Source organism: Enterobacter sp. C4G1 (assembly GCF_052886895.1).
The window spans coordinates 1,264,859-1,290,951 of the sequence record NZ_JBQVVV010000001.1 but is presented as its reverse complement, the minus strand read 5'-3'; the positions used below and the strand labels follow the sequence as shown (position 1 = coordinate 1,290,951).

The 26,093-nt window shown below is 53.8% G+C and carries 22 protein-coding genes; 16 read left to right on the top strand and 6 right to left on the bottom strand.

From position 1 onward, the window contains the following. Positions 1-68: 68 nt before the first annotated feature. Positions 69-1,391, bottom strand: a complete 1,323-nt coding sequence (gene xylA / locus ACT9TW_RS06185) for a xylose isomerase (RefSeq protein ID WP_182063504.1) — start codon at positions 1,389-1,391, stop codon at positions 69-71. Between the two features lie 372 nt (positions 1,392-1,763). Between xylA and xylF the strand changes: the two genes are divergently transcribed. The 4 genes from xylF to xylR all read left to right on the top strand — a co-directional run bounded on the left by xylF (position 1,764) and on the right by xylR (position 6,741). After that, on the top strand, positions 1,764-2,756 hold the full coding sequence (gene xylF, locus ACT9TW_RS06180) for a D-xylose ABC transporter substrate-binding protein (protein WP_446492686.1): 993 nt from the start codon (positions 1,764-1,766) through the stop codon (positions 2,754-2,756). 72 nt (positions 2,757-2,828) lie between these two features. Further along, complete coding sequence (locus ACT9TW_RS06175; protein WP_446491899.1) at positions 2,829-4,370, top strand: xylose ABC transporter ATP-binding protein; 1,542 nt, start codon at positions 2,829-2,831, stop codon at positions 4,368-4,370. Further along, a complete protein-coding gene (xylH, locus tag ACT9TW_RS06170; protein ID WP_182063218.1) occupies positions 4,348-5,529 on the top strand; it encodes a xylose ABC transporter permease XylH in 1,182 nt (393 codons plus the stop codon). The genes ACT9TW_RS06175 and xylH overlap by 23 nt, the downstream gene beginning before the upstream one ends. Before the next feature lie 33 nt (positions 5,530-5,562). Next, the gene (gene xylR, locus ACT9TW_RS06165; protein WP_182063217.1) at positions 5,563-6,741 is read left to right on the top strand and encodes a D-xylose utilization transcriptional activator XylR; all 1,179 of its coding nucleotides are present in this window, start codon (positions 5,563-5,565) and stop codon (positions 6,739-6,741) included. Between the two features lie 51 nt (positions 6,742-6,792). On the opposite strand, the gene ACT9TW_RS06160 is transcribed toward xylR, so the two are convergent. After that, on the bottom strand, positions 6,793-7,620 hold the full coding sequence (locus ACT9TW_RS06160) for a protein bax (protein ID WP_182063216.1): 828 nt from the start codon (positions 7,618-7,620) through the stop codon (positions 6,793-6,795). 314 nt (positions 7,621-7,934) lie between these two features. Between ACT9TW_RS06160 and ACT9TW_RS06155 the strand changes: the two genes are divergently transcribed. Together ACT9TW_RS06155 and avtA are read left to right on the top strand one after the other, a co-directional pair. Further along, a complete protein-coding gene (locus ACT9TW_RS06155; protein WP_446491898.1) occupies positions 7,935-9,965 on the top strand; it encodes an alpha-amylase in 2,031 nt (676 codons plus the stop codon). A 176-nt stretch (positions 9,966-10,141) separates the two neighbouring features. Then, positions 10,142-11,398, top strand: a complete 1,257-nt coding sequence (gene avtA / locus ACT9TW_RS06150) for a valine--pyruvate transaminase (protein ID WP_182063214.1) — start codon at positions 10,142-10,144, stop codon at positions 11,396-11,398. 4 nt (positions 11,399-11,402) lie between these two features. On the opposite strand, the gene ACT9TW_RS06145 is transcribed toward avtA, so the two are convergent. Together ACT9TW_RS06145 and yiaJ are read right to left on the bottom strand one after the other, a co-directional pair. Continuing rightward, positions 11,403-11,873, bottom strand: coding sequence for a 4Fe-4S binding protein (locus ACT9TW_RS06145; RefSeq protein ID WP_259833803.1), 471 nt, complete (start codon positions 11,871-11,873; stop codon positions 11,403-11,405). Between the two features lie 128 nt (positions 11,874-12,001). Next, positions 12,002-12,817, bottom strand: a complete 816-nt coding sequence (yiaJ, locus tag ACT9TW_RS06140) for an IclR family transcriptional regulator YiaJ (protein WP_446491897.1) — start codon at positions 12,815-12,817, stop codon at positions 12,002-12,004. Between the two features lie 225 nt (positions 12,818-13,042). Here yiaJ and yiaK point away from each other — a divergent pair, with 225 nt between their 5' ends. From yiaK to araD, 8 genes are all read left to right on the top strand, one after another. Further along, positions 13,043-14,041: a 3-dehydro-L-gulonate 2-dehydrogenase gene (gene yiaK, locus ACT9TW_RS06135; RefSeq protein WP_182063211.1), complete on the top strand. Its 999-nt coding sequence runs from the start codon at positions 13,043-13,045 to the stop codon at positions 14,039-14,041. Between the two features lie 11 nt (positions 14,042-14,052). Continuing rightward, entirely contained in the window at positions 14,053-14,520 is a 468-nt protein-coding gene (locus tag ACT9TW_RS06130; RefSeq protein ID WP_315688731.1) for a YhcH/YjgK/YiaL family protein, read from the top strand. A gap of 26 nt (positions 14,521-14,546) precedes the next feature. Continuing rightward, positions 14,547-15,473, top strand: coding sequence for a DUF4862 family protein (locus ACT9TW_RS06125; protein WP_446491896.1), 927 nt, complete (start codon positions 14,547-14,549; stop codon positions 15,471-15,473). A 49-nt stretch (positions 15,474-15,522) separates the two neighbouring features. Next, on the top strand, positions 15,523-16,842 hold the full coding sequence (locus ACT9TW_RS06120; protein WP_182063209.1) for an MFS transporter: 1,320 nt from the start codon (positions 15,523-15,525) through the stop codon (positions 16,840-16,842). A 76-nt stretch (positions 16,843-16,918) separates the two neighbouring features. Next, positions 16,919-18,424: an FGGY-family carbohydrate kinase gene (locus ACT9TW_RS06115; RefSeq protein ID WP_446491895.1), complete on the top strand. Its 1,506-nt coding sequence runs from the start codon at positions 16,919-16,921 to the stop codon at positions 18,422-18,424. Then, positions 18,421-19,074, top strand: a complete 654-nt coding sequence (gene ulaD / locus ACT9TW_RS06110) for a 3-keto-L-gulonate-6-phosphate decarboxylase UlaD (protein ID WP_182063207.1) — start codon at positions 18,421-18,423, stop codon at positions 19,072-19,074. The genes ACT9TW_RS06115 and ulaD overlap by 4 nt, the downstream gene beginning before the upstream one ends. A 2-nt stretch (positions 19,075-19,076) precedes the next feature. After that, positions 19,077-19,937, top strand: coding sequence for an L-ribulose-5-phosphate 3-epimerase (locus tag ACT9TW_RS06105; RefSeq protein ID WP_182063206.1), 861 nt, complete (start codon positions 19,077-19,079; stop codon positions 19,935-19,937). Further along, positions 19,931-20,626, top strand: a complete 696-nt coding sequence (araD, locus tag ACT9TW_RS06100; protein ID WP_182063205.1) for an L-ribulose-5-phosphate 4-epimerase — start codon at positions 19,931-19,933, stop codon at positions 20,624-20,626. Before ACT9TW_RS06105 ends, araD begins: the two co-directional genes overlap by 7 nt. Here the strand turns inward: araD and ACT9TW_RS06095 are convergent, their stop codons facing one another. Further along, positions 20,627-21,451, bottom strand: coding sequence for an AraC family transcriptional regulator (locus tag ACT9TW_RS06095; protein WP_182063204.1), 825 nt, complete (start codon positions 21,449-21,451; stop codon positions 20,627-20,629). 224 nt (positions 21,452-21,675) lie between these two features. Here ACT9TW_RS06095 and ACT9TW_RS06090 point away from each other — a divergent pair, with 224 nt between their 5' ends. Together ACT9TW_RS06090 and ACT9TW_RS06085 are read left to right on the top strand one after the other, a co-directional pair. Then, entirely contained in the window at positions 21,676-23,076 is a 1,401-nt protein-coding gene (locus ACT9TW_RS06090) for an MFS transporter (protein WP_182063203.1), read from the top strand. A 10-nt stretch (positions 23,077-23,086) separates the two neighbouring features. Then, positions 23,087-25,036 carry a glycoside hydrolase family 127 protein gene (locus ACT9TW_RS06085; protein ID WP_446491894.1) on the top strand — a complete coding sequence of 650 codons (1,950 nt, stop codon included), beginning with the start codon at positions 23,087-23,089 and terminating at the stop codon, positions 25,034-25,036. A gap of 229 nt (positions 25,037-25,265) precedes the next feature. Here the strand turns inward: ACT9TW_RS06085 and ACT9TW_RS06080 are convergent, their stop codons facing one another. After that, on the bottom strand, positions 25,266-26,006 hold the full coding sequence (locus ACT9TW_RS06080) for a MipA/OmpV family protein (protein WP_182063201.1): 741 nt from the start codon (positions 26,004-26,006) through the stop codon (positions 25,266-25,268). Positions 26,007-26,093 lie beyond the last annotated feature (87 nt).

Sequence of the window (26,093 nt, the reverse complement as noted above, 5' to 3'; positions counted from 1 at the left end):
TGACTCCTTTAACAGAAATGCCCGGTGGCGTTACGCTTACCGGGCCCATGAACGTCTTCAGCTCGGGGTTACTTATCGAACAGGTAGTGATTCACCAGGTTTTCCAGCAATTCCTGATGTCCGCTTTGATGCTGCGGCGCCAGATGATGCTGTTCAGCGTACTTCGCGATGTCGGCAAGCGATAACTGGCCTTTCAAAATTTGCTGGCCCAGCTCACTGTTCCAGCCGCTATAACGCTTCGCAACGCGTTTATCCAGCTCACCGTCTTCAATCATACGTGCCGCGATTTTCAGCGCCAGCGCCATGGTGTCCATCGCGCCAATGTGGCCGTAGAACAGGTCATATTTGTCAGTACTCTGACGGCGCACTTTGGCATCGAAGTTCAGGCCACCCGTAGTGAAGCCGCCCGCTTTGATGATTTCGTACATCACCAGCGCATTTTCTTCCACGCTGTTCGGGAACTGGTCTGTATCCCAGCCCAGCTGTGCATCGCCACGGTTCGCATCAACAGAACCAAAGATGCCGAGCGCAATGGCAGAAGCGATTTCGTGATGGAAAGAGTGACCCGCCAGCGTGGCGTGGTTTGCTTCGATATTCACTTTGATCTCTTTTTCCAGACCAAACTGCTTCAGGAAGCCGTACACGGTGGCAACGTCATAATCGTACTGATGTTTGGTTGGCTCTTGCGGTTTCGGCTCAATCAGCAGCGTGCCATGGAAACCGATTTTGTGTTTATGCTCGACAACCATCTGCATAAAGCGACCAATCTGCTCACGTTCCTGGCGCAAATCGGTGTTCAGCAGGGTTTCATAACCCTCGCGGCCACCCCAGAGAACATAGTTTTCGCCACCAAGCTGATGGGTAGCGTTCATTGCTGTCACCACCTGGGTGGCGGCCCAGCTGAACACTTCTGGATCAGGGTTTGTTGCCGCACCTGCGCCATAACGCGGGTTAGTGAAACAGTTTGCTGTGCCCCACAGCAGTTTCACGCCACTTTGCTGCTGTTTTGCCGCCAGCACGTCAACCATTTGTGCAAAGTTGTTCAGATACTCTTTCAGCGATGCGCCTTCTGGTGACACATCCACATCGTGGAAGCAGTAATACGGCACATTCAGCTTGTGGAAGAATTCAAACGCGACATCCGCTTTACGCTTAGCCAGCTCAATGGCCTCGCCGGGTTGCTGCCACGGGCGATCGAAGGAACCCACGCCGAACATATCAGCGCCATTCCAGCAGAAGGTGTGCCAGTAACAGGCGGCAAAGCGCAGATGGTCTTCCATGCGCTTACCCAGCACCAGCTCATCCGGGTTGTAGTGACGAAATGCTAAAGGATTGGACGTTTTCGGGCCTTCGTAACGAACGCGATCGAGTTGGTCGAAATAAGCTTGCATATTGAGCTCCATAATCAAGGGATGCGGCGAGTAGTCGATACTGGAGTAATAGTGAATAGACATTCGCACTTGCTCAATTACGTTATTTCACACTGCTATTGAGAGAATACACAACTGTGCGCTGGCTCGCAAAATAATGCGCAGGCAAACTATTTTTTCGGCGCTTATTCCAGATTTGTGTGTAATTAATAAGTTACACCTTTTAAAATCAGATCGCGGTCATAAATTCAGAAATAAACCAAATATCATAACGAGAAGATAAAAATCTGTAATTGCCAGCCAGCCATTCCACGTTAAAAATTTGCTGCGTCTACAGCAGTGAATGTTTCTTTTATCTCAGCAGCACATCACCTACAAAAAGGCCCTATAATTATGAAGATAAAGAACCTGTCCCTTACTCTCTGCACTACTCTCCTGCTTGCAAGCTTTGCTGGCCATGCAAAAGAGGTAAAAATCGGCATGGCTATTGACGATTTGCGCCTTGAACGCTGGCAAAAAGATCGCGATATTTTTGTGAAAAAAGCGGAATCGCTTGGCGCCCAGGTGTTTGTTCAGTCGGCTAACGGCAACGAAGAAACCCAAATGTCGCAGATCGAAAATATGATTAACCGTGGCGTAGATGTTCTGGTCATTATCCCCTATAACGGCCAGGTGTTAAGTAACGTAGTTAAAGAAGCAAAGCAAGAAGGTATAAAAGTTTTAGCCTATGATCGCATGATTAATAATGCGGATATTGATTTTTATATTTCATTCGATAATGAAAAAGTCGGTGAGTTACAGGCAAAAAGTCTGGTTGATAAAGTGCCTCAGGGGAATTATTTCCTGATGGGCGGCTCGCCGGTCGATAACAACGCCAAACTGTTCCGTGAAGGACAAATGAAAGTGCTTAAGCCATATATTGAAGATGGCAAGATTAAAGTAGTTGGCGATCAATGGGCAGATGGCTGGCTTCCAGAAAATGCGCTGAAAATTATGGAAAACGCCTTAACCGCCAATAACAACAAAATTGACGCTGTTGTTGCATCCAATGATGCGACAGCTGGCGGTGCCATTCAGGCGCTCAGTGCACAGGGCCTTGCCGGTAAAGTCGCGATTTCAGGTCAGGATGCCGATCTCGCGGGCGTTAAACGTATTATCGCCGGCACGCAAACCATGACCGTCTACAAACCCATCACCGAACTCGCCAACACGGCAGCTGAAATTGCCGTTGAGCTAGGTAATAACCAACAACCCAAAGCAGACACTAGCCTGAACAACGGCCTGAAAGATGTTCCGTCTCGCCTGCTTACCCCAATCGAAGTCAATAAAGAGAACATTGACGCCACCGTGATTAAAGACGGTTTCCACAAAAAGAGTGAACTGTAATCCAGCGCTGCCCCTGCCCTGCGGGGGCGCATCGACTTGTGCTGTTCTTACTTCGGGTCATGTGGAGCAGTTATGCCTTATTTACTAGAAATGAAAAGCATCACCAAAGCTTTCGGCGCGGTGAAAGCCGTCGATAACGTCAGCCTGCGGCTCAACGCCGGAGAGGTGGTTTCACTGTGTGGTGAAAACGGTTCGGGTAAATCAACGCTGATGAAAGTGTTGTGCGGGATCTACCCTCACGGCAGCTACGACGGCGAAATTGTCTTTGCCGGAGAGGTGATTCAGGCCACACACATCCGCGATACCGAACGCAAAGGCATCGCTATCATTCATCAGGAGCTGGCACTGGTTAAGCATCTCACCGTGCTGGAAAATATCTTCCTGGGCGCTGAGATTTCACGTCACGGCGTGCTGGATTACGACACCATGACGCTGCGCTGTGAAAAGCTGCTGGCGCAGGTGAGCCTCGCAATTTCACCCAATACCCGCGTGGGGGATTTAGGGCTGGGCCAACAGCAGCTGGTTGAGATTGCCAAAGCGCTGAACAAACAGGTACGGCTGTTAATACTCGATGAACCGACGGCATCGCTCACCGAACAGGAAACGGCCGTTCTGCTCAACATCATCCGCGACCTGCAACACCACGGCATCGCCTGTATCTACATTTCGCACAAACTCAATGAAGTGAAAGCCATTTCGGACACCATCTGCGTGATCCGCGATGGTCAGCACATCGGCACGCGCGAAGCGGCAGGCATGAGCGAAGACGACATCATTACCATGATGGTCGGGCGCGAGCTTACTGCGCTGTATCCGAACGAACCCCACACGATTGGGGATGAAGTTTTACGCGTTGAAAACCTGACCGCATGGCACCCCGTTAATCGCCACATTAAGCGGGTTAACAATGTCTCCTTCTCACTTCATCGTGGTGAGATCCTCGGCATCGCCGGGCTGGTCGGCGCCGGACGCACCGAAGCCGTACAATGTCTGTTCGGCGTCTGGCCAGGGCGCTGGGAAGGCAGCATTTATATCGATGGCCAGCCAATCCATATCGAAAACTGCCAGCAGGCCATTGCTCAGGGCATCGCCATGGTGCCGGAAGACCGTAAAAAAGACGGCATCGTTCCGGTAATGGCCGTGGGTAAAAACATCACACTTGCCGCCCTCAACCAGTTTTCTGGCGCACTCAGCAGCCTGGACGATGCCGCCGAGCAGCAGTGCATTCTCCAGTCGCTCGCCCGGCTTAAAGTAAAAACCTCCTCCCCGGAACTGGCCATTGGTCGTCTGAGTGGGGGTAATCAACAAAAAGCGATACTGGCGCGCTGCCTGCTGCTCAATCCCCGCATATTAATTCTGGATGAGCCGACGCGCGGGATCGACATCGGTGCAAAATACGAAATCTACAAACTGATTAATCAGCTTGTGCAGCAAGGGATTGCCGTCATTGTCATCTCCTCTGAGCTCCCTGAAGTGCTTGGTCTGAGCGACCGCGTGCTGGTCATGCATGAAGGGAAATTAAAAGCCAACCTGATTAACCAAGGCCTGACGCAAGAACAGGTGATGGAAGCCGCATTAAGGAGCGAACGCCATGTCGAAAAGCAATCCGTCTGATCTTAAAGTCGCTGCACCGACGCCTGGCGCGTTCGCGGGACTTAAGGTACTTAACCTGCAAGTCTTTGTCATGATTGCCGCGATTATCGTCATCATGCTGTTTTTTACCTGGATGACCGATGGCTCATACCTGAGCGCACGTAACGTCTCCAACCTGCTGCGCCAGACGGCCATCACAGGCATCCTGGCCGTGGGCATGGTATTTGTGATTATCTCCGCCGAGATAGACCTCTCCGTTGGCTCAATGATGGGCCTGCTTGGCGGTGTGGCCGCCATTTTCGACGTCTGGTTCGGCTGGCCGCTGCCGCTCACTGTTGCCGTCACGCTGATCATGGGCCTGGTGCTCGGCGCATGGAATGGATGGTGGGTTGCCTATCGCAAAGTGCCCTCGTTTATTGTCACGCTTGCCGGCATGTTGGCCTTCCGGGGCATCTTGATTGGTATTACCAACGGCACAACGGTGTCGCCTACCAGCGCATCTATGTCACAAATTGGGCAGAGCTATCTCTCTGGTGGCTTAGGCTTCACGCTCGGTGTGGTAGGGTTAATGGCGTTCGTTGCCTGGCAGTGGCGCGGGCGTATGCGTCGTCAGGCGCTGGGGCTGGCCTCTGCCCCATCGACATCGGTTGTCGGGCGTCAGGCGCTGACGGCGGTGATCGTGCTGGGCGCAATTTGGCTTCTGAACGACTATCGCGGCGTACCGACCCCGGTGTTGCTGTTAGCCCTTCTGCTGCTGGCGGGCATGTTTATGGCCACGCGCACCGCATTTGGTCGCCGTATTTATGCGATTGGCGGCAACCTGGAGGCGGCACGACTGTCGGGCATTAATGTAGAACGTACTAAGCTCGCCGTCTTTGCTATCAACGGCCTGATGGTCGCGATCGCCGGGCTGATTCTCAGTTCACGTCTGGGTGCCGGTTCGCCATCTGCAGGGAACATCGCCGAACTGGATGCCATCGCGGCCTGCGTCATTGGTGGCACCAGTCTCGCCGGGGGTGTCGGCAGCGTGGCGGGTGCGGTGATGGGCGCATTTATTATGGCTTCGCTGGATAACGGAATGAGCATGATGGACGTCCCGACCTTTTGGCAGTATATCGTCAAGGGGGCCATTCTGTTGTTGGCAGTCTGGATGGACTCTGCAACCAAGCGACGGGCCTGATAACAGCATTGTTACTTATTTGGGAAGTAAGCCATGTTTGAGAAGCGTCACCGCATTACGTTGTTATTCAATGCCAACAAAGCCTACGACCGTCAGGTGGTTGAAGGTGTAGGTGAATATTTGCAGGCGTCGCAATCGGAGTGGGATATTTTCATCGAAGAAGATTTCCGGGCTCGCATAGAAAATATCAAAGACTGGCTTGGCGATGGCGTGATCGCAGATTATGACGATCCCGTCATCGAACAGTTGCTTACCGACGTCGACGTCCCGATTGTGGGTGTCGGCGGCTCTTACCATTCACCCGAACATTACCCGCCGGTTAACTACATCGCGACCGATAATCATGCGCTGGTCGAAAGTGCCTTTTTGCATTTAAAAGAGAAAGGCGTTCACCGCTTTGCATTTTATGGCCTGCCCGCCTCAAGCGGTAAACGCTGGGCAATGGAGCGTGAATACGCCTTCTGCCAACTGGTTGCGCAGGAGAAGTATCGCGGGGTGGTGTATCAGGGGCTGGAAACCGCACCAGAAAACTGGCAGCACGCGCAAAACCGCCTTGCAGACTGGCTGCAAACATTGCCTCCGCAAACCGGCATTATCGCAGTAACCGATGCGCGTGCCCGCCATGTGCTACAGGTCTGCGAGCATTTACACATTCCTGTTCCCGAAAAACTGTGCGTCATCGGTATCGATAACGAAGAGCTTACCCGTTATCTGTCACGCGTGGCGCTGTCGTCGGTTGCGCAGGGAACACGCCAGATGGGATATCAGGCGGCGAAATTACTCCACCGGTTGCTGGATAACGAAGCCTTGCCACTCCAGCGTTTGCTGGTTCCTCCCGTTCGTGTGGTGGAACGCCGTTCAACCGATTACCGTTCCCTGAACGACCCGGCCGTAATCCAGGCCATGCACTACATTCGCAACCATGCCTGCAAAGGAATCAAGGTCGATCAGGTGCTGGATTCAGTTGGCATCTCGCGCTCCAACCTGGAGAAACGCTTCAAGGAAGAGGTTGGCGAAACCATTCATGCCGTCATCCACGCCGAGAAACTGGAGAAAGCGCGTAGCCTGCTGGTCTCTACCTCGCTATCTATCAACGAGATATCGCAGATGTGTGGTTACCCGTCGCTGCAATACTTCTACTCGGTATTCAAGAAAGAATACGACACCACGCCGAAGGAGTATCGGGAGCGTCACAGTGAAGTGCTGATATAGTCTGATGCAGAAAAGAAAAACGCCTTCCAGTGGAAGGCGTTTTTTTGAGGATTACATATGTGCGGCAATTAAGCGCTGGTTATCCTGGTACATCGCGAACAGATAGTTGTTATAACTCTGTCCCTGGGTGGAATAACCTTTCAGCTTGTGGATCATCGTGCTTGCCGTCACTTCCTGATCCGCTTTACGCAGCTGAGCGCGTGACTTACGGAATGAGGAGTATGCCGGATGCGTGTTCAGGTTCACCACATAGGCGTTCACAGAGTCTTTCACAGACTCAAACTGCGAATACCCTTTCACCGTTCCTGGCGCATTGTTACAACGGCCTTTGACACACTTCATACCGAAGAGATTATTGTTGCTACGCGCCAGTTTCGACGTACCCCAGCCACTTTCGGCTGCGGCCATTGTCGCTACCATGCTGCCTGGGATGATATCCACACGCTCTAACAACGCATTCCACGGCACACGACGCGTGTTACCGTTCCAGCTTATCTTGTAGCGTTGCGCGATATCTTTCAGACGCGTGCGTTCAGATGGCGACCAGCGGCTATCGTACTGCTTTGATGTCAGCCAGTTACGATCCGCAGTAATCGCGGAATTTTGACTTGTAATATAAGGCATTACCGTCCGGAGAAACGCTTTTTTCCTTGGTGTTCCGGAAGGGTATTTTCGCAAATCAGGAAGTGAACTACTCTTTGCACTATTGCGAGAATACTCTTGTTTACTGCTAACCTTACTTTTACTCGTCGTCTTTATGACGTGGGCTTTATGACTCGATGTATCCGTGTGCGTTTTCGCAAGCACCTCACCTGAAAATGACACGGTGAGTAACATGAGTATCGTAGCCCCAAATCGTCGAATGGGAGTCGATATCATTAGGTCTCCTGGTCGGATTTAGACATTCCAACACCTTATTTTTTTCACAAATTTGAGAGCGGAATCTCAAATCATAACAAAAATAGACTTCCAGAGCACCTAAAGAAATAGTCCAATTCCGAAACTATGTCACCTAAAAGTTGCTCACTAAAACATCATTCCTGAAAAATTGTGTGCGTTATCGCAGATAACTACTTAATTTTGCGCGGGATCACTCATCCTTTCGCATCACCCTCTCAGAAAGCGCAAAGGGATGAGTTTCTCGACTTTACCTGGTGGCACACTGGTCAAAAATGCCGCGACAGGAAAATGGAATGAAACGCACTGCATTAGCTTTTCTGATGTTACCCGCACTGGCACACGCGGACTGGACATCACCGGGTTTTGGCGCGTTCAGTGCCGAAGGCACCGGAATATTCACCAGCCATGCAAAGCTCGCGAAGGGTACTCGTCCTTTGACGTTGAGTTTTGACAACACGTGCTGGCAGCCAACAGATGCCATAAAACTCAACGAGATGTTGTCGCTTAAACCCTGCGAAGGTACTCCACCGCAGTGGCGTCTGTTCCGTGATGGCGACTACCAGATGCGTGTCGATACCCGTTCTGGCACGCCAACCCTGATGCTGGCGATTCAAAGCGTGACGGAACAGCCGGTGGCAAACGTAATCCGTCAGTGTCCAAAATGGGACGGAAAACCGCTAACCCTCGACGTGAGCAGCACCTTCCCTGAAGGCTCAGTGGTGCGCGATTTCTACAGCAAGCAAACCGCGACCGTGCAGCAGGGAAAAATCACACTTCAGCCCGCAGCTAACAGCAACGGTTTGTTGCTGCTGGAGCGTGCCGAAACCGACAAACCTGCCCCTTTTAGCTGGCAAAATGCTGCCGTCTACTTCGTACTGACCGATCGCTACGTTAATGGCGATCCGACGAATGACAACAGCTACGGTCGCCATAAAGACGGAATGCAGGAGATTGGCACGTTCCACGGCGGTGACCTCAAAGGCCTCGCCAGTAAACTCGATTACTTACAGCAACTGGGTGTTAACGCGCTCTGGATAAGCTCCCCGCTGGAACAGATCCACGGCTGGGTGGGCGGCGGTACGAAAGGCGATTTCCCTCACTACGCATACCACGGCTACTACACGCAGGACTGGACAAAGCTTGATGCCAATATGGGCTCGGAAGACGACTTACGTCATCTGATTGATGAAGCCCACAAGCGCGGTATCCGCATCCTGTTCGATATCGTGATGAACCACACGGGTTATGCCACGCTCGCCGATATGCAGGAATGCCAATTTGGCGCATTGTATCTGCAAGGCGACGAGCTGAAAAAGACCCTGGGCGAACACTGGACCGACTGGAAACCGGGCGCTGGCCAGAGCTGGCATAGTTTTAACGACTACATTAATTTCAGTGACAAAGCCGCGTGGGAAAAATGGTGGGGTAAAAAATGGATACGCACCGATATCGGTGATTACGACAGTCCGGGTTATGACGACTTAACCATGTCGCTGGCGTTTTTACCTGACCTGAAAACAGAATCAACCGTCCCTTCCGGCCTGCCAAACTTTTATCAACACAAGCCAGACACCCACGCCAAAGAGATTGCCGGCTACACGCCACGCGATTACCTGACTCACTGGCTCAGCCAGTGGGTACGTGATTACGGCATCGACGGTTTTCGTGTCGACACGGCTAAACATGTCGAACTTGCCGCATGGCAGCAGCTGAAAGACCAGACAAGCGCAGCGTTAAAGGCGTGGAAAGCAGAAAACCCCACCAAAAAGCTCGATGATGCCCCGTTCTGGATGACCGGTGAATCCTGGGGGCACGGGGTTATGCAGAGCGACTATTACCGCCACGGTTTCGATGCAATGATCAACTTCGACTACCAGGAGCAGGCGGCGAAAGCGGTGGATTGCCTGGCCGATATCGACTTAACCTGGCAGCAAATGGCCGAAAAGCTCCAGGGATTCAACGTTCTGAGCTACCTCTCTTCACACGATACCCGTCTGTTCCGCGAAGGAGGGCAGCGTGCCGCAGAGCTGCTCCTGCTGGCACCAGGAAGTGTACAAATCTACTACGGGGATGAATCCGAACGCCCATTTGGCCCGACAGGATCTGATCCACTTCAGGGAACACGTTCGGATATGAACTGGCAGGATGTCACGGGCAAAGAGGCGTTAACCGTTGCTCACTGGCAGATCCTGGGGCAGTTCCGCGCCCGCCACCCGGCCATTGGCGAAGGTAAACAAACCACGCTGTCGCTAAAAGAAGGGTACGGTTTTGTGCGTGAGCATAATGGCGATAAAGCCATGGTCGTGTGGGCAGGAAATCAGTAACCCTCTCCTTAACCCTCTCCCGAAAGGGTGGGGGTTAAACCAGCAGAACAATCCACCACATAAATACGCCCACGCCGGATAAAACAATAAACCCTGTCGTTTCACTCGATTTGCACCCGCCCGATGCTAGCGTTATGGTTACCCACTTTCATAATAAGCCCGACAGAACACCTGCTATGACGTTTTCACTTTTCGGCGACAAATTTACCCGCCATTCAGGCATTACACGCCTGATGGAGGATCTCAACGACGGGCTGCGCACACCGGGCGCAATCATGCTCGGCGGCGGAAACCCGGCTCAAATTCCGGAGATGAATGAGTATTTCCAGACGCTGCTTGCCAACATGCTGGAAAACGGTAAAGCGACTGATGCGCTTTGCAATTACGATGGCCCTCAGGGTAAAACAGAGCTGCTCACCCTCCTTGCCGATATGCTGCGTGAAGAGCTGGGTTGGGATATCGAGCCACAGAATATTGCACTGACAAACGGCAGTCAGAGTGCATTTTTCTACTTGTTTAACCTCTTTGCAGGACGTCGCGCCGACGGCACCACCAAAAAAGTGCTGTTCCCGCTGGCCCCGGAATACATCGGCTACGCCGATTCCGGCCTCGAAGAAGACCTGTTTGTTTCTGCACGTCCGAATATCGAGCTGCTGCCGGAAGGCCAGTTCAAGTATCACGTCGATTTTGAACACCTGCACATTGGTGAAGAGACGGGCATGATCTGCGTGTCGCGCCCTACCAACCCAACGGGCAACGTGATTACCGATGACGAACTGATGAAGCTCGATGCGCTGGCGAATCAACACGGCATCCCGCTGGTCATTGATAATGCCTACGGCGTGCCTTTCCCTGGCATCATTTTCAGCGAAGCGCGCCCGCTGTGGAACCCGAACATTGTGCTGTGCATGAGCCTTTCCAAGCTCGGCCTGCCGGGTAGCCGCTGCGGTATCATCGTTGCCAACGAAAAAATCATCACCGCCATCACCAATATGAACGGCATTATTAGCCTTTCACCTGGTGGTATCGGCCCGGCGATGATGTGCGAAATGATCAAACGCAACGACCTGCTGCGTCTGTCAAACGACGTGATTAAACCGTTCTATTACCAGCGCGTTCAGGACACGATTGCCATCCTTCGCCGCTATTTACCGGAAGAACGCTGCCTGATCCATAAACCGGAAGGGGCAATATTCCTCTGGCTGTGGTTTAAGGATCTGCCAATTTCGACGGAGCTGCTTTATCAGCGCCTGAAAAAACGCGGCGTCCTGATGGTGCCAGGGGACTACTTCTTCCCGGGTCTGGATAAGCCGTGGCCGCACACGCACCAGTGTATGCGTATGAACTACGTTCCCGATCCGGACAAAATTGAAGCTGGCGTGAAAATTCTCGCAGAAGAGATTGAAATCGCCTGGCGCGAAGGCGGCCAGTAACGCCCTATGCCAGATAACGCAGACGTTCGGCGCGTAATCTGGCGGGATCAACACAGCTCAGCGCGTGAGTCGGGCAAGCAGCAACGCAGGCTGGCCCGTCCGCGCGATGCGCGCACAAATCGCATTTCAGCGCCTGGGCGTGTTCCGCGACCACGGCAACCTGCATCGCCCCAAACGGGCAAGCCACCATACAGCTCTTGCAGCCAATGCAGCGAGACTGCTCCACCCGCCAGACTCCCGCCTCAGAACGAATTGCCTGGGTTGGGCACACATTCGCGCAGGGTGCGTCTTCGCACTGATGACACGCTACCGCAGTAGTAAATGCGCCGCCTTTTATCACCCGGATACGCGAAGAAAACGCCACGGCAGTAACAGCTGCGCAATCCTGCGTGTCCTGATGCGAAACCACGCAGGCCACTTCGCAGGTACGACAGCCAATGCACTTTGCCGAATCAGCAACAATAAACCGGTTCATCTCTTCACTCCGCCTGCGCGCTTAAAACCGCAGAGTGCCAGAGAGGTGCGCGACAGCGCTTTGATCAAACAGGGGAAAGGAGCCAGATTTGTGGCATTTGCCACCCGATCTGGCTTTTTGCCAGACGTTTAGTTGCGCACGGTAAAACCCAGCTCGCGGGAAATCGCCTCTGCGGTTTCACGCAGGGGTTTTAACAGGTTCTTCTCGCCCACTTGCTTCATACGCGAGGTAGAAAGCGATATGGAGATGGCATACGGCACGCGGCCATGAATATCAAAGACCGGCACGGCAATACACGACACGCCCAGTTCATTCTCTTCTTTATCCATCGCCAGGCTGTGTTCGCGAATGTCCGCCAGCTCATCGTACATGGCGCTGAGTTCAGTAATGGTGTTTCGCGTCAGGGGCTGGATCTGCTCCTGATGGCTGTCCCAGTAGCTCGCCACATAATCCTGGTGGCCAAACGCCATGTAAATCTTACCCATTGCGGAACAGTAGAGCGGCATATGCTGGCCAATATAGGCGCGCGTACGCAACATCCCTGTCGTCGGTTCCAGCTTGTAAATCAGAATGGCATGGTCATCTTCCCGGCTGGAGAAGTTCACCGTCTCACCCGTGGCAATGTTCAGCGTCTCAAGATGTGGCGCCGCCACGTGGATGATGTTCAGCGACGACAGCGCCTTTTGTCCGACGGCAATAAATTTGGTAGTCAGGCGATAGCTGCCCGCGGCCGGGGCTGGTGTGACATAGCCGCACGACTGTAAACCCTGTAACAGCCGATGCACGGTGCTCTTATTCAGCCCCGCAAGTTCTGATAAATGCGCCAGCGGACACCCGTTCGGGTAGTTACTGAGGATCTCAATTAGCATCAGGCCGCGAAACAAGCTCTGGCTACCTGCTGGCCTCTCTTTTTCTTGCGTCATTTCGCTCTCTTTCATGCTCATCAAATGGCTCCTTTTTATCGCGCCCTGATGGTAGCGCAAAGTGTGGCTCAGTTCACGATCTCAACAGAAAAAACACAACCAATTGATTTTAATCGATTTTGAAAATCATGAATGTCGTTGATCTGGCAAAAATTGATCGCTATATTTGAAATCAGATTTCGCATAGTGAAATTTAGAGATAAAAAAGCACTCATAGCGCCCCCTAAAAAGAACAGGAGAACAGGGATGAAAGTGACATTCGAAGAGTTGAAAGCGGCATTTAATCGCGTTCTGCTCAATCGCGGCATTAAAGCCGATACCGCAGAGGCATGTGCGGAGATGTTTGCCCGCACCACAGAATCAGGCGTCTATTCACATGGCGTGAATCGCTTCCCACGTTTTATCCAGCAGCTTGACGCGGGCGACATCATTCCTGATGCGCTGCCAAAGCGCGTGACCACGCTGGGTGCTATCGAACAGTGGGACGCCCAGCGTTCTATTGGTAACCTGACGGCGAAAAAGATGATGGATCGCGCCACAGAGCTGGCCTCCGACCACGGTATCGGTCTGGTAGCATTGCGGAACGCTAACCACTGGATGCGCGGTGGCAGCTACGGATGGCAGGCTGCGGAGAAAGGCTATATTGGCATTTGCTGGACTAACTCCATCGCCGTGATGCCTGCGTGGGGATCGAAAGAGTGCTGCATCGGGACAAACCCATTGATCGTCGCAATCCCGTCCAGCCCCATCACCATGGTGGATATGTCGATGTCGATGTTCTCTTACGGGATGCTGGAAGTGAACCGCCTGGCCGGGCGCACACTGCCGGTTGACGGAGGGTTTGACGACGAAGGCAATCTGACCAAAGAGCCGGGTGTGATTGAGAAAAACCGCCGCATTCTGCCAATGGGCTATTGGAAAGGTTCTGGCCTGTCTATCGTGCTGGATATGATTGCGACCCTGCTCTCTAACGGCTCCTCTGTGGCGGAAGTCACCCAGGACAACAGCGACGAGTACGGCGTGTCGCAGATCTTTATCGCCATTGAGGTCGATAAACTGATCGATGGCCCAACCCGCGATGCCAAACTTCAGCGCATTATGGATTTCATCACCCAGGCCGAGCGCTCAGACGAAAACGTTGCTGTTCGCCTGCCAGGGCATGAATTCACGCGCCTGCTGGAAGAGAACCGTCGTAACGGTATCACCGTTGATGACAGCGTTTGGGCGAAGATCCAGTCGCTGTAAGGAGTGACGCCATGATATTCGGACATATTTCACAGCCAAACCCGTGCCGCCTGCCGCAGGCAATTGAAAAAGCACTCGATTTTCTGCGCACCACAGACTTCACCGCCCTGGAGCCTGGCGTCGTGGAAATTGACGGACGGAACATCTTCGCCCAGGTGCTCGACCTTAAAACGAAGGAACAACACCAAAACCGTCCTGAAGTGCATCGCCGTTACCTGGATATCCAGTTTCTCGCCTGGGGTGAAGAAAAAATAGGTATCGCTATTGATACAGGTAATAACGAAATAAGTGAATCGTTGCTGGAACAACGGGATATTATTTTTTATCACGGCAGTGAAAACGAATCGTTTATTGAAATGACTCCAGGCAATTACGCCATATTTTTCCCGCAGGATGTTCATCGTCCTGCCTGTATTAAAAACAAGGAAACTGCAATTCGTAAAATTGTAGTGAAAGTGGCAATCAGCGAATTACCGTAATTTTCTGATAAATACAGGAACGCGAAATGACCAACACCGGTTTTATTATTGGTGCGTACCCCTGCGCACCCTCGTTTCACCAGAAAGGGGAACAAGAAGAACACACCTTCTGGCGAGAACTTTCCGACACGCCGTACATTCGCGGGCTGGAACAACCCTGCCTTGAAGACCTTCATCCTTATGGCGATGAATGGTTGTTCCGTCATACGCCTGGCGACTGGCAAATCGTGGTCACAGCAGTGATGGAAACCATGCGCCGGCGTGGCACAAACGGTGCCTTTGGCCTGGCCTCCGCAGACGAAGATCAGCGAAAAGCCAGCATCAATTTTTACCGTTATTTGCGCCAAAAGATTGATGCCGTCAATACGCGTTTCCCGGGCAAAGTGATCGCGCTGGAAATGCAGGCCGCCCCACAGGCAGGCAACGCCTCGGTTGAGCAGGCCACTGACGCCTTCGCCCGTTCCATCCGCGAAATCGCCGGATGGGACTGGTCATGCGATCTGGTTCTGGAACACTGCGATGCCATGACCGGCAGCGCACCACGTAAGGGGTTTTTACCCCTGGAGCAGGTGCTGGACGTCGTGAAAGACACCGATATCAGCGTGTGCATTAACTGGGCGCGTTCGGCCATTGAAGGACGAAATACCACGCGACCTGTTGAGCATGTTCAGGCGGCACTCAAGACCGGTAAGCTCGGGGCACTGATGTTCTCCGGCACAACAGCAACCGGCGAGTACGGTGACTGGCAGGATCTCCATGCGCCGTTTTCTTCGTTCTGCGCCGAAAGTTTAATGACGGCTGAACACGCAAAATCACTGTTTACTGCGGCGAGCACCGCAACATTGAAATTCTCCGGTATTAAATTACTGGAAATAAATGCTAATGCTAACGTCAGCCATCGCATTGCCATTTTGCGTGACGGCATTAGCGCTATGAATAAAGCAACGCAATAACAATAAAAATAACATCCCTATATCGGTTACATTAACTGAGACATTAAATATGAACACTTCTTCTAATGCTCTACATGCGGATATTCCGCACCAGCGCTGGCTAAGAATTATCCCTCCCATTCTTATCGCCTGCATTATTTCATATATGGACCGTGTGAATATTGCATTTGCGATGCCTGGCGGCATGGACGAGGAGCTGGGCATTTCTGCCACCATGGCAGGCCTGGCGGGTGGCATCTTCTTCCTTGGCTATCTATTCCTCCAGGTGCCTGGCGGCAAAATTGCCGTTCACGGCAGTGGTAAGAAATTCATCGGCTGGTCGCTGGTCGCCTGGGCGGTGCTCTCAGTACTGACGGGTCTCGTCACGAACCAGTATCAGTTGCTGGCGCTGCGCTTCTTACTCGGTGTGGCTGAGGGCGGGATGCTGCCTGTTGTGCTCACGATGATCAGTAACTGGTTCCCGGATGCCGAACGTGGTCGGGCAAACGCCATTGTTATCATGTTTGTACCCATCGCCGGGATTATCACCGCGCCGCTGTCGGGCTGGATAATCACTGCACTCGACTGGCGCTGGCTGTTCATCATTGAAGGCCTGCTGTCGATTGTGGTTCTGGTGCTGTGGGCGCTCACCGTCTACGACCGTCCGCAGGAAGCACGCTGGATTTCCGAGGCTGAAAAAAACTACCTGGTACAAACCCTGGCGGCAGAGCAACAAGCGATCGCCGGTAAAGAGGTGAAAAACGCCTCACTGAGCGCCGTGCTTTCCGACAAAACCATGTGGCAGTTAATCGCCCTGAACTTCTTCTACCAGACCGGGATTTACGGTTACACCCTCTGGCTGCCCACCATCCTGAAAGAGCTGACACACACCAGCATCGGCCAGGTGGGGATGCTCGCCGTTCTGCCTTACATCGGTGCTATTGCGGGCATGTTCCTGTTCTCTTCACTCTCTGACCGTACCGGCAAACGCAAACTGTTTGTCTCCCTGCCGCTGATTGGCTTCGCGCTCTGCATGTTCCTTTCTGTGGCGCTAAAAGAGAACACCTGGCTGGCCTACTCCGCTCTGGTCGGCTGCGGCTTCTTCCTGCAATCCGCTGCTGGCGTGTTCTGGACCATTCCGGCGCGTCTGTTCAGTGCCGAAATGGCAGGCGGTGCGCGCGGTGTCATTAACGCCCTGGGCAACCTCGGTGGTTTCTGCGGCCCTTATGCGGTAGGCGTGCTTATCACGCTGTACAGCAAAGACGCAGGGGTTTACTGCCTGGCGGTATCTCTGGCGCTGGCATCGTTGCTGGCCCTGCTGTTACCGGCGAAATGCGATGCCGGATCGGAAACGAATCCCACGGTGAATCCGCATAAACGTGCGGCCTGATGCCCTCACCTGACCCACTAAACCAAACCGTAGGCCGGGTAAGCGCAGCGCCACCCGGCGCATAAGTGAGATGAAGATGAGTGAAAAAGAGCCCTTCTGGCTGGGTATCGATTGTGGCGGTACTTATCTGAAAGCCGGTTTATACAACAGCCAGGGTAAAGAAGTCTGTATTGAGCGCCGCTCGGTTTCCACCCTCAGCCCGCGCCCTGGCTATGCCGAACGGGATATGCACCAGCTCTGGCAACACTGCCACACAACCGTCGCGCTGCTGCTGAAAAACGCCCGTGTCGACGGCGAGCAGATCAAAGGTATCGGTATTTCTGCTCAGGGCAAAGGGCTGTTTCTTCTTGATAAACAGGATCAACCGCTGGGCAACGCCATGCTCTCCTCTGACCGTCGGGCACTGGAGATTGTGCAACGCTGGCAGCAGGACGGCATCCCCGAAAAACTCTACCCGCACACGCGCCAGACGCTGTGGACAGGGCATCCGGCATCGCTCCTGCGCTGGGTCAAAGAGAACGAACCGCAGCGTTATCAGCAGATTGGCTGCGTGATGATGGCGCACGACTACCTGCGCTGGTGCCTGACGGGGGTAAAAGGCTGCGAAGAGAGCAACATCTCAGAATCCAACCTCTACAACATGAACACCGGCCAGTACGACCCGCAGCTGACTCGCTGGCTCGGGATTAGCGAAATTGATGGCGCGCTTCCGCCCATTGTCGGGTCAGCAGAAATTTGCGGGGAAATCACCGCTCAGGCAGCCTCGCTTACCGGTCTGGCGGCGGGTACTCCCGTCGTTGGCGGGCTGTTTGATGTGGTTTCCACCGCGATCTGCGCCGGATTACATGACGAATATACGCTTAACGCGGTGATGGGAACCTGGGCCGTGACCAGCGGGATCGCCAACGGCATTCGCGATAACGAACCCTTTCCTTATGTGTATGGCCGCTATATTCACCCGCAGCAGTACATCGTGCATGAAGCCAGCCCTACCTCATCCGGCAACCTGGAATGGCTGACCGCGCAGTGGGGTGACGTGTCGTTCAGTGAGATTAACCACGCCGTCGCAAGCTTACCGAAAGCGGAAAGCGATGTGTTTTTCCTGCCTTTTCTCTATGGCAGCAACGCTGGCCTGGAGATGAGCAGTGGTTTTTACGGAATGCAGGCGCTCCACACCCGAGCCCATCTGTTGCAGGCGGTTTATGAAGGCGTGGTCTTTAGCCACATGACCCACCTGAACCGGATGCTCGAACGCTTTACGCAGGTGACGTCACTGCGTGTCACGGGTGGCCCAACCCATTCGGATGTGTGGATGCAAATGCTGGCAGATGTCAGCGGCCTGGCAATAGAGCTGCCGCAGGTTGAAGAGACGGGGTGTTCCGGCGCCGCGCTTGCGGCACTCGTCGGTATGGGTATCTATGCCGATTTTCACGCTGCGCAGCGTGCCCTGAGACATGACATCCGGATTATTGAACCCGACATGCGCGCCCATGCGGCCTACCAGCGCAAATACCACCGATACCAGTTACTGATTACCGCACTACAGGGCTATCACGCCCGCGTTAAGGAGTTTGACCTATGAGCCGTCCATTACTGCAACTGGCGCTCGACCATACCTCACTTCAGGCCGCGCAGCGCGATGTCGCTTTGCTTGCGGATCATGTCGACATCGTCGAAGCGGGCACCATTCTGTGCCTGACCGAGGGTTTACACGCCGTGCGCGCGCTTCGCGAACAGTGCCCGGATAAAATCATCGTGGCCGACTGGAAGGTGGCAGATGCCGGGGAAACACTGGCACAACAGGCATTTGGCGCAGGAGCCAACTGGATGACCATCATCTGCGCCGCGCCGCTGGCAACTGTTGAAAAAGGCCATGAGGTTGCACAACATTGCGGCGGTGAAATCCAGATGGAGCTGTTTGGTAACTGGACACTGGACGATGCCCGTGCGTGGTATCGCACTGGCGTACAGCAAGCCATCTACCACCGTGGACGTGATGCCCAGGCCAGCGGTCAACAGTGGGGCGAAGCGGATCTCGCCAAAATGAAAGCGCTGTCCGATATCGGTTTGCAGCTTTCAATCACCGGTGGGATCACCCCTGCCGACCTGCCGCTGTTTAAGCAGATCAACGTTAAAGCCTTTATCGCTGGGCGAGCGCTGGCAGGTGCAGAAAATCCACCGCAGGTGGCACAGGCATTCCATTCGCAAATCCGCGACATCTGGGGAGAGTAACCATGCGTCAGCATCCGTTAGGTATTTATGAAAAAGCGCTGCCAAAAACACTCTCCTGGCCAGAGCGCCTGGTTCTGGCAAAAAGCTGCGGGTTCGATTTTGTTGAAATGTCGGTCGATGAAACCGATGAACGTTTATCCCGCCTGGAGTGGAGCACCGCGCAGCGCGCATCTCTGGTAGAAGCCATGCTGGAAACAGGTGTATCGATCCCGTCGATGTGTTTGTCCGCCCACCGCCGCTTCCCGTTTGGCAGCCGCGATGAAACCGCGCGTGAACGCGCTCGCGAGATCATGACCAAAGCCATCAGGCTGGCGCGTGACCTGGGTATCCGCACCATTCAGCTTGCAGGTTATGACGTTTATTACGAAGAGCATGACGAGGGCACGCAACAGCGCTTCGCCGAAGGGCTGGCCTGGGCAGTTGAACAAGCCGCTGCCGCTCAGGTGATGCTGGCAGTGGAGATCATGGACACCGCCTTTATGAACTCCATCAGCAAGTGGAAAAAGTGGGACGACATGCTCGCCTCGCCGTGGTTTAGCGTTTACCCGGATGTCGGCAACCTGAGCGCGTGGGGTAACGATGTCACCGCCGAGCTGACGCTGGGCATTGACCGTATTGCCGCAATCCACCTGAAAGATACCCAACCCGTCACCGAACAAAGCCCGGGTCAGTTCCGCGATGTGCCGTTTGGCGAAGGGTGCGTTGACTTTGTTGGCGTGTTTAACACGCTGAATCAGCTGAACTATCGCGGGGCATTTCTCATTGAAATGTGGACCGAAAAAGCAAAAGAACCCGTACTTGAAATTATCCAGGCACGTCGCTGGATTGAAGCCCGTATGCAGGAAGGAGGCATGGCATGTTAGAACAACTCAAAGCCGAAGTGCTGGCGGCAAACCTGGCGCTTCCCGCCCACCAGCTGGTGACATTTACCTGGGGCAACGTTAGCGCAGTCGATCGTGAAAGCGGCCTGATGGTGATCAAACCTTCCGGCGTGGAGTATGACGTGATGACCGCAAAGGATATGGTGGTGGTAGATATCGCCACCGGCGCGGTTGTCGAAGGGAGCAAAAAACCCTCGTCAGACACGCCAACGCATCTTGCGTTGTACCGCCGTTATCCTGAGATTGGCGGCATCGTGCATACCCATTCCCGCCACGCAACCATCTGGTCGCAGGCGGGGCAAGATCTACCAGCCTGGGGAACCACTCACGCAGACTACTTCTACGGGGCAATCCCCTGCACGCGTCTGATGACCACAGCAGAAATTGCCGGGGAATATGAGTATCAGACCGGTGAAGTGATCATCAAAACCTTCGAGGAGCGTGACCTTAGCCCGATGCAGATCCCGGCGGTGCTGGTGCATTCCCACGGCCCGTTTGCCTGGGGCAAAGATGCGGCCGATGCCGTACATAACGCCGTGGTCCTGGAAGAGTGCGCCTATATGGGTTTGTTCTCGCGCCAGCTGGCCCCCCAGCTACCGGTGATGCAGCAAGATCTGCTGGACAAACACTACCTGCGCAAGCACGGGGCGAATGCGTATTACGGGCAGTAATTACCCGGAATTAATATGTTCCTTACAATACCGCCGTTTCCAGACGGCGGGTGTTAAGCCCGTGTGCTTAGTGAATATCTGCCGGAAATAGCCCACGTCATTAAACCCGCAGCGGGTTGCCACTTCGGTGAGTGATGCGGAGTCGTTCAGTAACAGTTTTTCTGCCGCCCTGACACGCTGGCGATGAATCGCCTCTGTCAGGGTTAAATGGAAGGTGCGACGAAACACCCGCCCCAGATAGTCGGCATTACAGTGCAATTCCCTGGCAAGTTGCGAAGTGGAGAGGGGTAAATGAAATTGTGTGCGAATGAGCTGTTTCGCCTTCCAGGCCATCGAAGCGCCGGCCTCATCCATTTTGTCTTCATATCCGGAAGAGAGCGAAACCTGTTGTAAAATCAGGAGCAACAAGAGTTCCAGCGCAATGCTGCGCTGTAATTTTTCCTGCTCGCTCAGAAACTGGCGGAACAGTGAAATGACATATTGCGCATCCCTGACGCTGCAATGTTGTTCTATTGCCAGCGGCGGGGCGTTCTGCGCGGCGTTTTCCACTTCAACGTTTTCCACTTCAAAGTGCAGCCAGTAGAATTTGAGGTCTGCCGGGAAATCCTCCACGCCAACGTGTCGCCGATTCGGCCAAAGCAATAAGCTCTCTCCGGCCTTCACCTCAAAAAGGGTATTTTCCTCGAGGATCGTTAACGTCCCTTTTTCGACAAAAATAATCTCCCACGACGTCAATTTTCTCGCCGGATGGCGACCCACACCCCGGGAAATGAATAACCCGCCATTTTGTACTTTAATCGGAAGCGCTATGGATAATTCAAGCATCGGTATTCACTATCCCGCTTTTATCGTCGTGAAAATTGAGTTTATTTATTGATTATTAATAAATATTAACTTCTCCGCCCGATCCAACTCACATTTTTGGCATCAGGTCGGAATCGTCATCTTTTTATACTTTTCCCTTCCCTTGTTGGTCTTTCCGTTCAGTGCAGAATGAATGGGGTACCTTGCACAAATACGATAAAAATCGATTACCGAGGAGTTACCTCATGACTTCCACACCGATTACACAATCTGACGTTGCACAACAGGTAATGGATGACCGCCTGTCAGTTCGCGAAAAAATAGGCTATGGCCTGGGTGACGCGGGCGGCACGGTAATTACCTGTCTTATCATGAACTTTCTCACCTTTTTCTATACCGATATCTTTGGTCTGACGCCTGCTCTCGTCGGCACGCTGTTTATTGCACTTCGCGTGTTTGACGCCATCTCCGACCCAGTGATGGGCGTGATTGCTGACCGTACGCAAAGCCGGTGGGGACGCTTTCGCCCCTGGCAGCTGTGGGTGGCATTACCGATTGGGATCATCGGCGTACTGACCTTCACCGTCCCGGAAGCCAGCATGGGGGTGAAAATCGCCTGGGCATTCGGAACATACTTGCTCCTGTCGGTGGGTTATACCGCCATCAACGTGCCCTACTGCGCGCTGATTAACACCATGACAACGCGCCACAACGAGGTGATCTCCTGCCAGTCCTGGCGCTTTGTGTTGTGCGGCGTTGCCGGGTTTTTAGTGTCCGTCGGCCTGCCGTGGCTGGTATCTGCATTAGGCCAGGGCAATGCCGCAAAGGGTTATCAGCTTGGAGTGGGCGTGCTGTGTGCCATCGCCGTGGTGATGTTCCTGTGCTGTTTCTTCTGGGTGCGTGAGCGAGTACCGCTGGCACTGATGGGCAAATTCACCCTCCGCGAGCATCTGGCTGGCCTGCGTAATAATGACCAGTTGCTGCTGATGCTGGTGATGTCCTTCCTGCTGATTAACGTGTTCAATATTCGCGGCGGCGGATATATGTATTTCATCACCTACGTGCTCCAGGGCAGCACCGCCTACACCTCACTGTTTTTCACCATGGTGACCTTTGCAGCCATTCTCGGGGCAGTGATCGTTAACCCGCTGTCCCGTCGTATTGATACGGTCAAACTCTACTATTACACCAACCTGGTGCTGGCCGTACTCGCGGCGGGAATGTGGTTCCTGCCCGGTGGGCCGAATGACCAGACGCTGTGGCTGATTGTGATCCTGAGCAACGGCGTCATCCTGGGCTTTACGCTGCCGCTGCACTTTTCGCTGATGGCCTTCGCCGACGACTACGGTGAATGGAAAACCGGCGTGCGCTCCTCTGGCATGAACTTCGCCTTCAACCTGTTTTTCATCAAGCTGGCGTGGGCCTCCAGCGCCGGGATCATCAGCCTGGTGTTTATCGCCGTGGCCTATCAGCCTGGTGCCGGTAACCAGACACCGGCGTCCCTGCAGGGCATCACCGCCATGGAGACGTTGCTCCCTGCCCTTTTCCATCTGCTGCTGGCTGTCTCTATCCGCTGGTGCAGACTCAACAATCCAATGATGTCGCGCATTTCCACCGATTTGCGTCAGCGTCACGTACAGTCCTGAGGAGAACGAGATGTCCATAATGGAAGCCGACCTGCACACGCTTAAAATTAACGATCCCTTTCTTGGCCAGTATCAGCAGCTGGTGCGCGATGTGGTCATTCCTTACCAGTGGGATGCGCTCAACGATCGCGTGACGGAAGCCGAGCCAAGCCATGCCATCACTAACTTCCGCATTGCGGCAGGTCTGGAGAAAGGCGAATTCTACGGCATGGTGTTTCAGGACAGCGACGTGGCGAAATGGCTCGAAGCCGTGGCGTGGTCACTGTGCCAGAAGCCCGACGCAGAACTGGAAAAAACAGCCGATGAGGTGATTGAGCTGGTCGCGGCGGCGCAATGCGAAGATGGCTATCTCAACACCTATTTCACGGTGAAAGCCCCCGAAGCGCGCTGGTCGAATCTGGCTGAGTGCCACGAGCTTTACTGCGCCGGACATATGATTGAAGCTGGCGTGGCGTATTTCCAGGAAACGGGGAAACGCCGTTTGCTGGAGGTGGTGTGCAAGCTTGCCGATCACATCGACACTGTGTTTGGCCCAGGCGTTAACCAACTGCACGGTTACCCCGGTCACCCGGAAATTGAACTGGCGTTGATGCGGTTGTACGACGTCACGCAGGAGCCACGCTACCTGGCGCTGGTGAAATACTTCATCGAAGAGCGCGGGGCACAGCCACATTTTTACGATATCGAATACGAGAAGCGCGGCAAAACGTCACACTGGAACACCCACGGCCCGGCGTGGATGGTGAAAGACAAAGCCTATAGCCAGGCGCATCAGCCGCTTGCGGAGCAACAAACGGCAATTGGTCATGCGGTGCGTTTTGTCTATCTGATGGCAGGTATGGCACATCTGGCGCGCCTGAGTCATGACGAAGGCAAGCGCCAGGATTGTTTGCGGTTGTGGAAAAATATGGCCCAGCGTCAGCTCTACATTACCGGTGGGATTGGCTCGCAGAGCAGCGGCGAAGCCTTCAGCAGTGATTACGATCTGCCTAATGACACGGTGTATGCCGAAAGCTGCGCCTCGATTGGCCTGATGATGTTTGCCCGCCGGATGCTGGAGATGGAGGCAGACAGCCAGTACGCCGAGGTAATGGAGCGGGCGTTATACAACACAGTATTAGGCGGTATGGCGCTGGACGGGAAGCATTTCTTCTATGTGAATCCACTTGAGGTGCATCCCAGGACGTTGTCGTTCAACCATATCTACGATCACGTGAAGCCGGTTCGCCAGCGCTGGTTTGGCTGCGCGTGTTGCCCACCAAACATCGCTCGTGTGCTGACTTCGCTCGGTCATTACATCTATACCGTTCGTGAGGATGCGCTGTTTATCAACCTGTATGTGGGGAACGACGTCACTATCCCGGTTGGCGATCGCACGCTACAGCTGCGTATCAGCGGTAACTATCCGTGGCATGAGCAGGTAAAAATCGACATTACCTCTCCGGTGCCGGTGACTCACACGCTGGCTCTGCGCCTGCCGGACTGGTGCGCGACCCCGGACGTTGCCCTGAATGGCGAAGTCATTAAAGGGGAAGTGGCACGAGGTTATCTCTATCTCACCCACAGCTGGCAGGAGGGAGATACCCTCACGCTGACGCTACCCATGCCGGTTCGCCGTCTGTACGGTAATCCACAGGTACGCCAGCAGGCGGGTAAAGTCGCCCTGCAACGCGGGCCGTTGGTATATTGCCTGGAAGAGGCCGACAACGGTACGAATCTGCATAACCTCTCCCTGCCAGAGGAGAGCACATTCCGGGTCTTTGAAGGGAAAGGGATATTCGCTCATAAGATGCTGATTCAGGCAGAGGGCATCGGTTGCCATGCAGCAGATTCAGATGCGTTGTGGCAATACGACCGTTCACCGGTGCAGCGTCAGCCTCAGACATTAACCTTTATTCCATGGTTTAGCTGGGCGAACCGCGGTGAAGGGGAAATGCGAATTTGGGTGGATGAGGCCTAATTCCTGGCTGCCCGTTGCCCTCACCCCAACCCTCTCCCACGGGAGAGGGAGATAATCAAGGCAATAAAAAGCCCGGCGGCGCTGCGCTTGCGCGGGCCTGAAGCCGTATCGTAGGCCGGGTAAGGCGGAGCCGCCACCCGGCAAAACATAGGGCTGACAAACCAGATAAACGCAACAGCACCAGGCAATCAGAGAGGCTGCCCCCTTCCGTGGGGACAGTGTTAAGCCATCAGAAACGCCAGGTCACGCCCGTCATCAGCGCGAAACTGTCATCACGGTCGATCATCGGGCTGTTCTTCACATCGTCAGGTAATACGGTGTACACCGCGCTGGCATTCAGGAACAGGCTTTGGGTCAGTTGGTATTTTGCGGCAAGGCCAACGTACGGTGTCCAGCTGTCACCAGCCTTGTATTCATCCAGCCCGGTGCGACGAGATTCGTTGCCGGACACGCCGTAGTAGTAATCGTTGTAACTTTCATCGCTATAGAAAACGCCCACTGACGGCGTCAGCGTCAGGCGCTCCATACGAATCGGGCGGAAATAGGACACTTCGCCCATCACGCCACCGCTTTCATCCATCGCATCACCAGAAACGGCGAATTTCAGGCTACCCCAGCTTTCGTGGCGATAGTATGCGCCGCCCAGAAATGCCGATGCTTTACGCTCATCAAGGTGTTTCATCTGATGGTCGTCGTTATCATCCGGGTCGAAATGCAGCGGCATCCAGGTTGCCGTCAGGCTCAGTTCATTTTTACCATCTTTCCACAGGATCCATCCTCCCGTGGTCTGACGCACATAGAACCGGTCGCCTTCGTAGCTAATTAACGGTACTGCGGTGGTATTTTCGTTATACCCTTTGTAAGGCGATTCATTAAATACAGCCCCCGCCCCTAGTGAAAAATCACCGGCCATCGCGGATGATGATGCAAATAACGTGGCAGCGATGAGTAAATTTTTATTAATAGTCATTCCATGCAATCCATTTAAACGCCAAACAAGCGAGGCGAATAATAATGGTTACAAATTTGCCAATGCAACGCTGCCGTTTATATAATA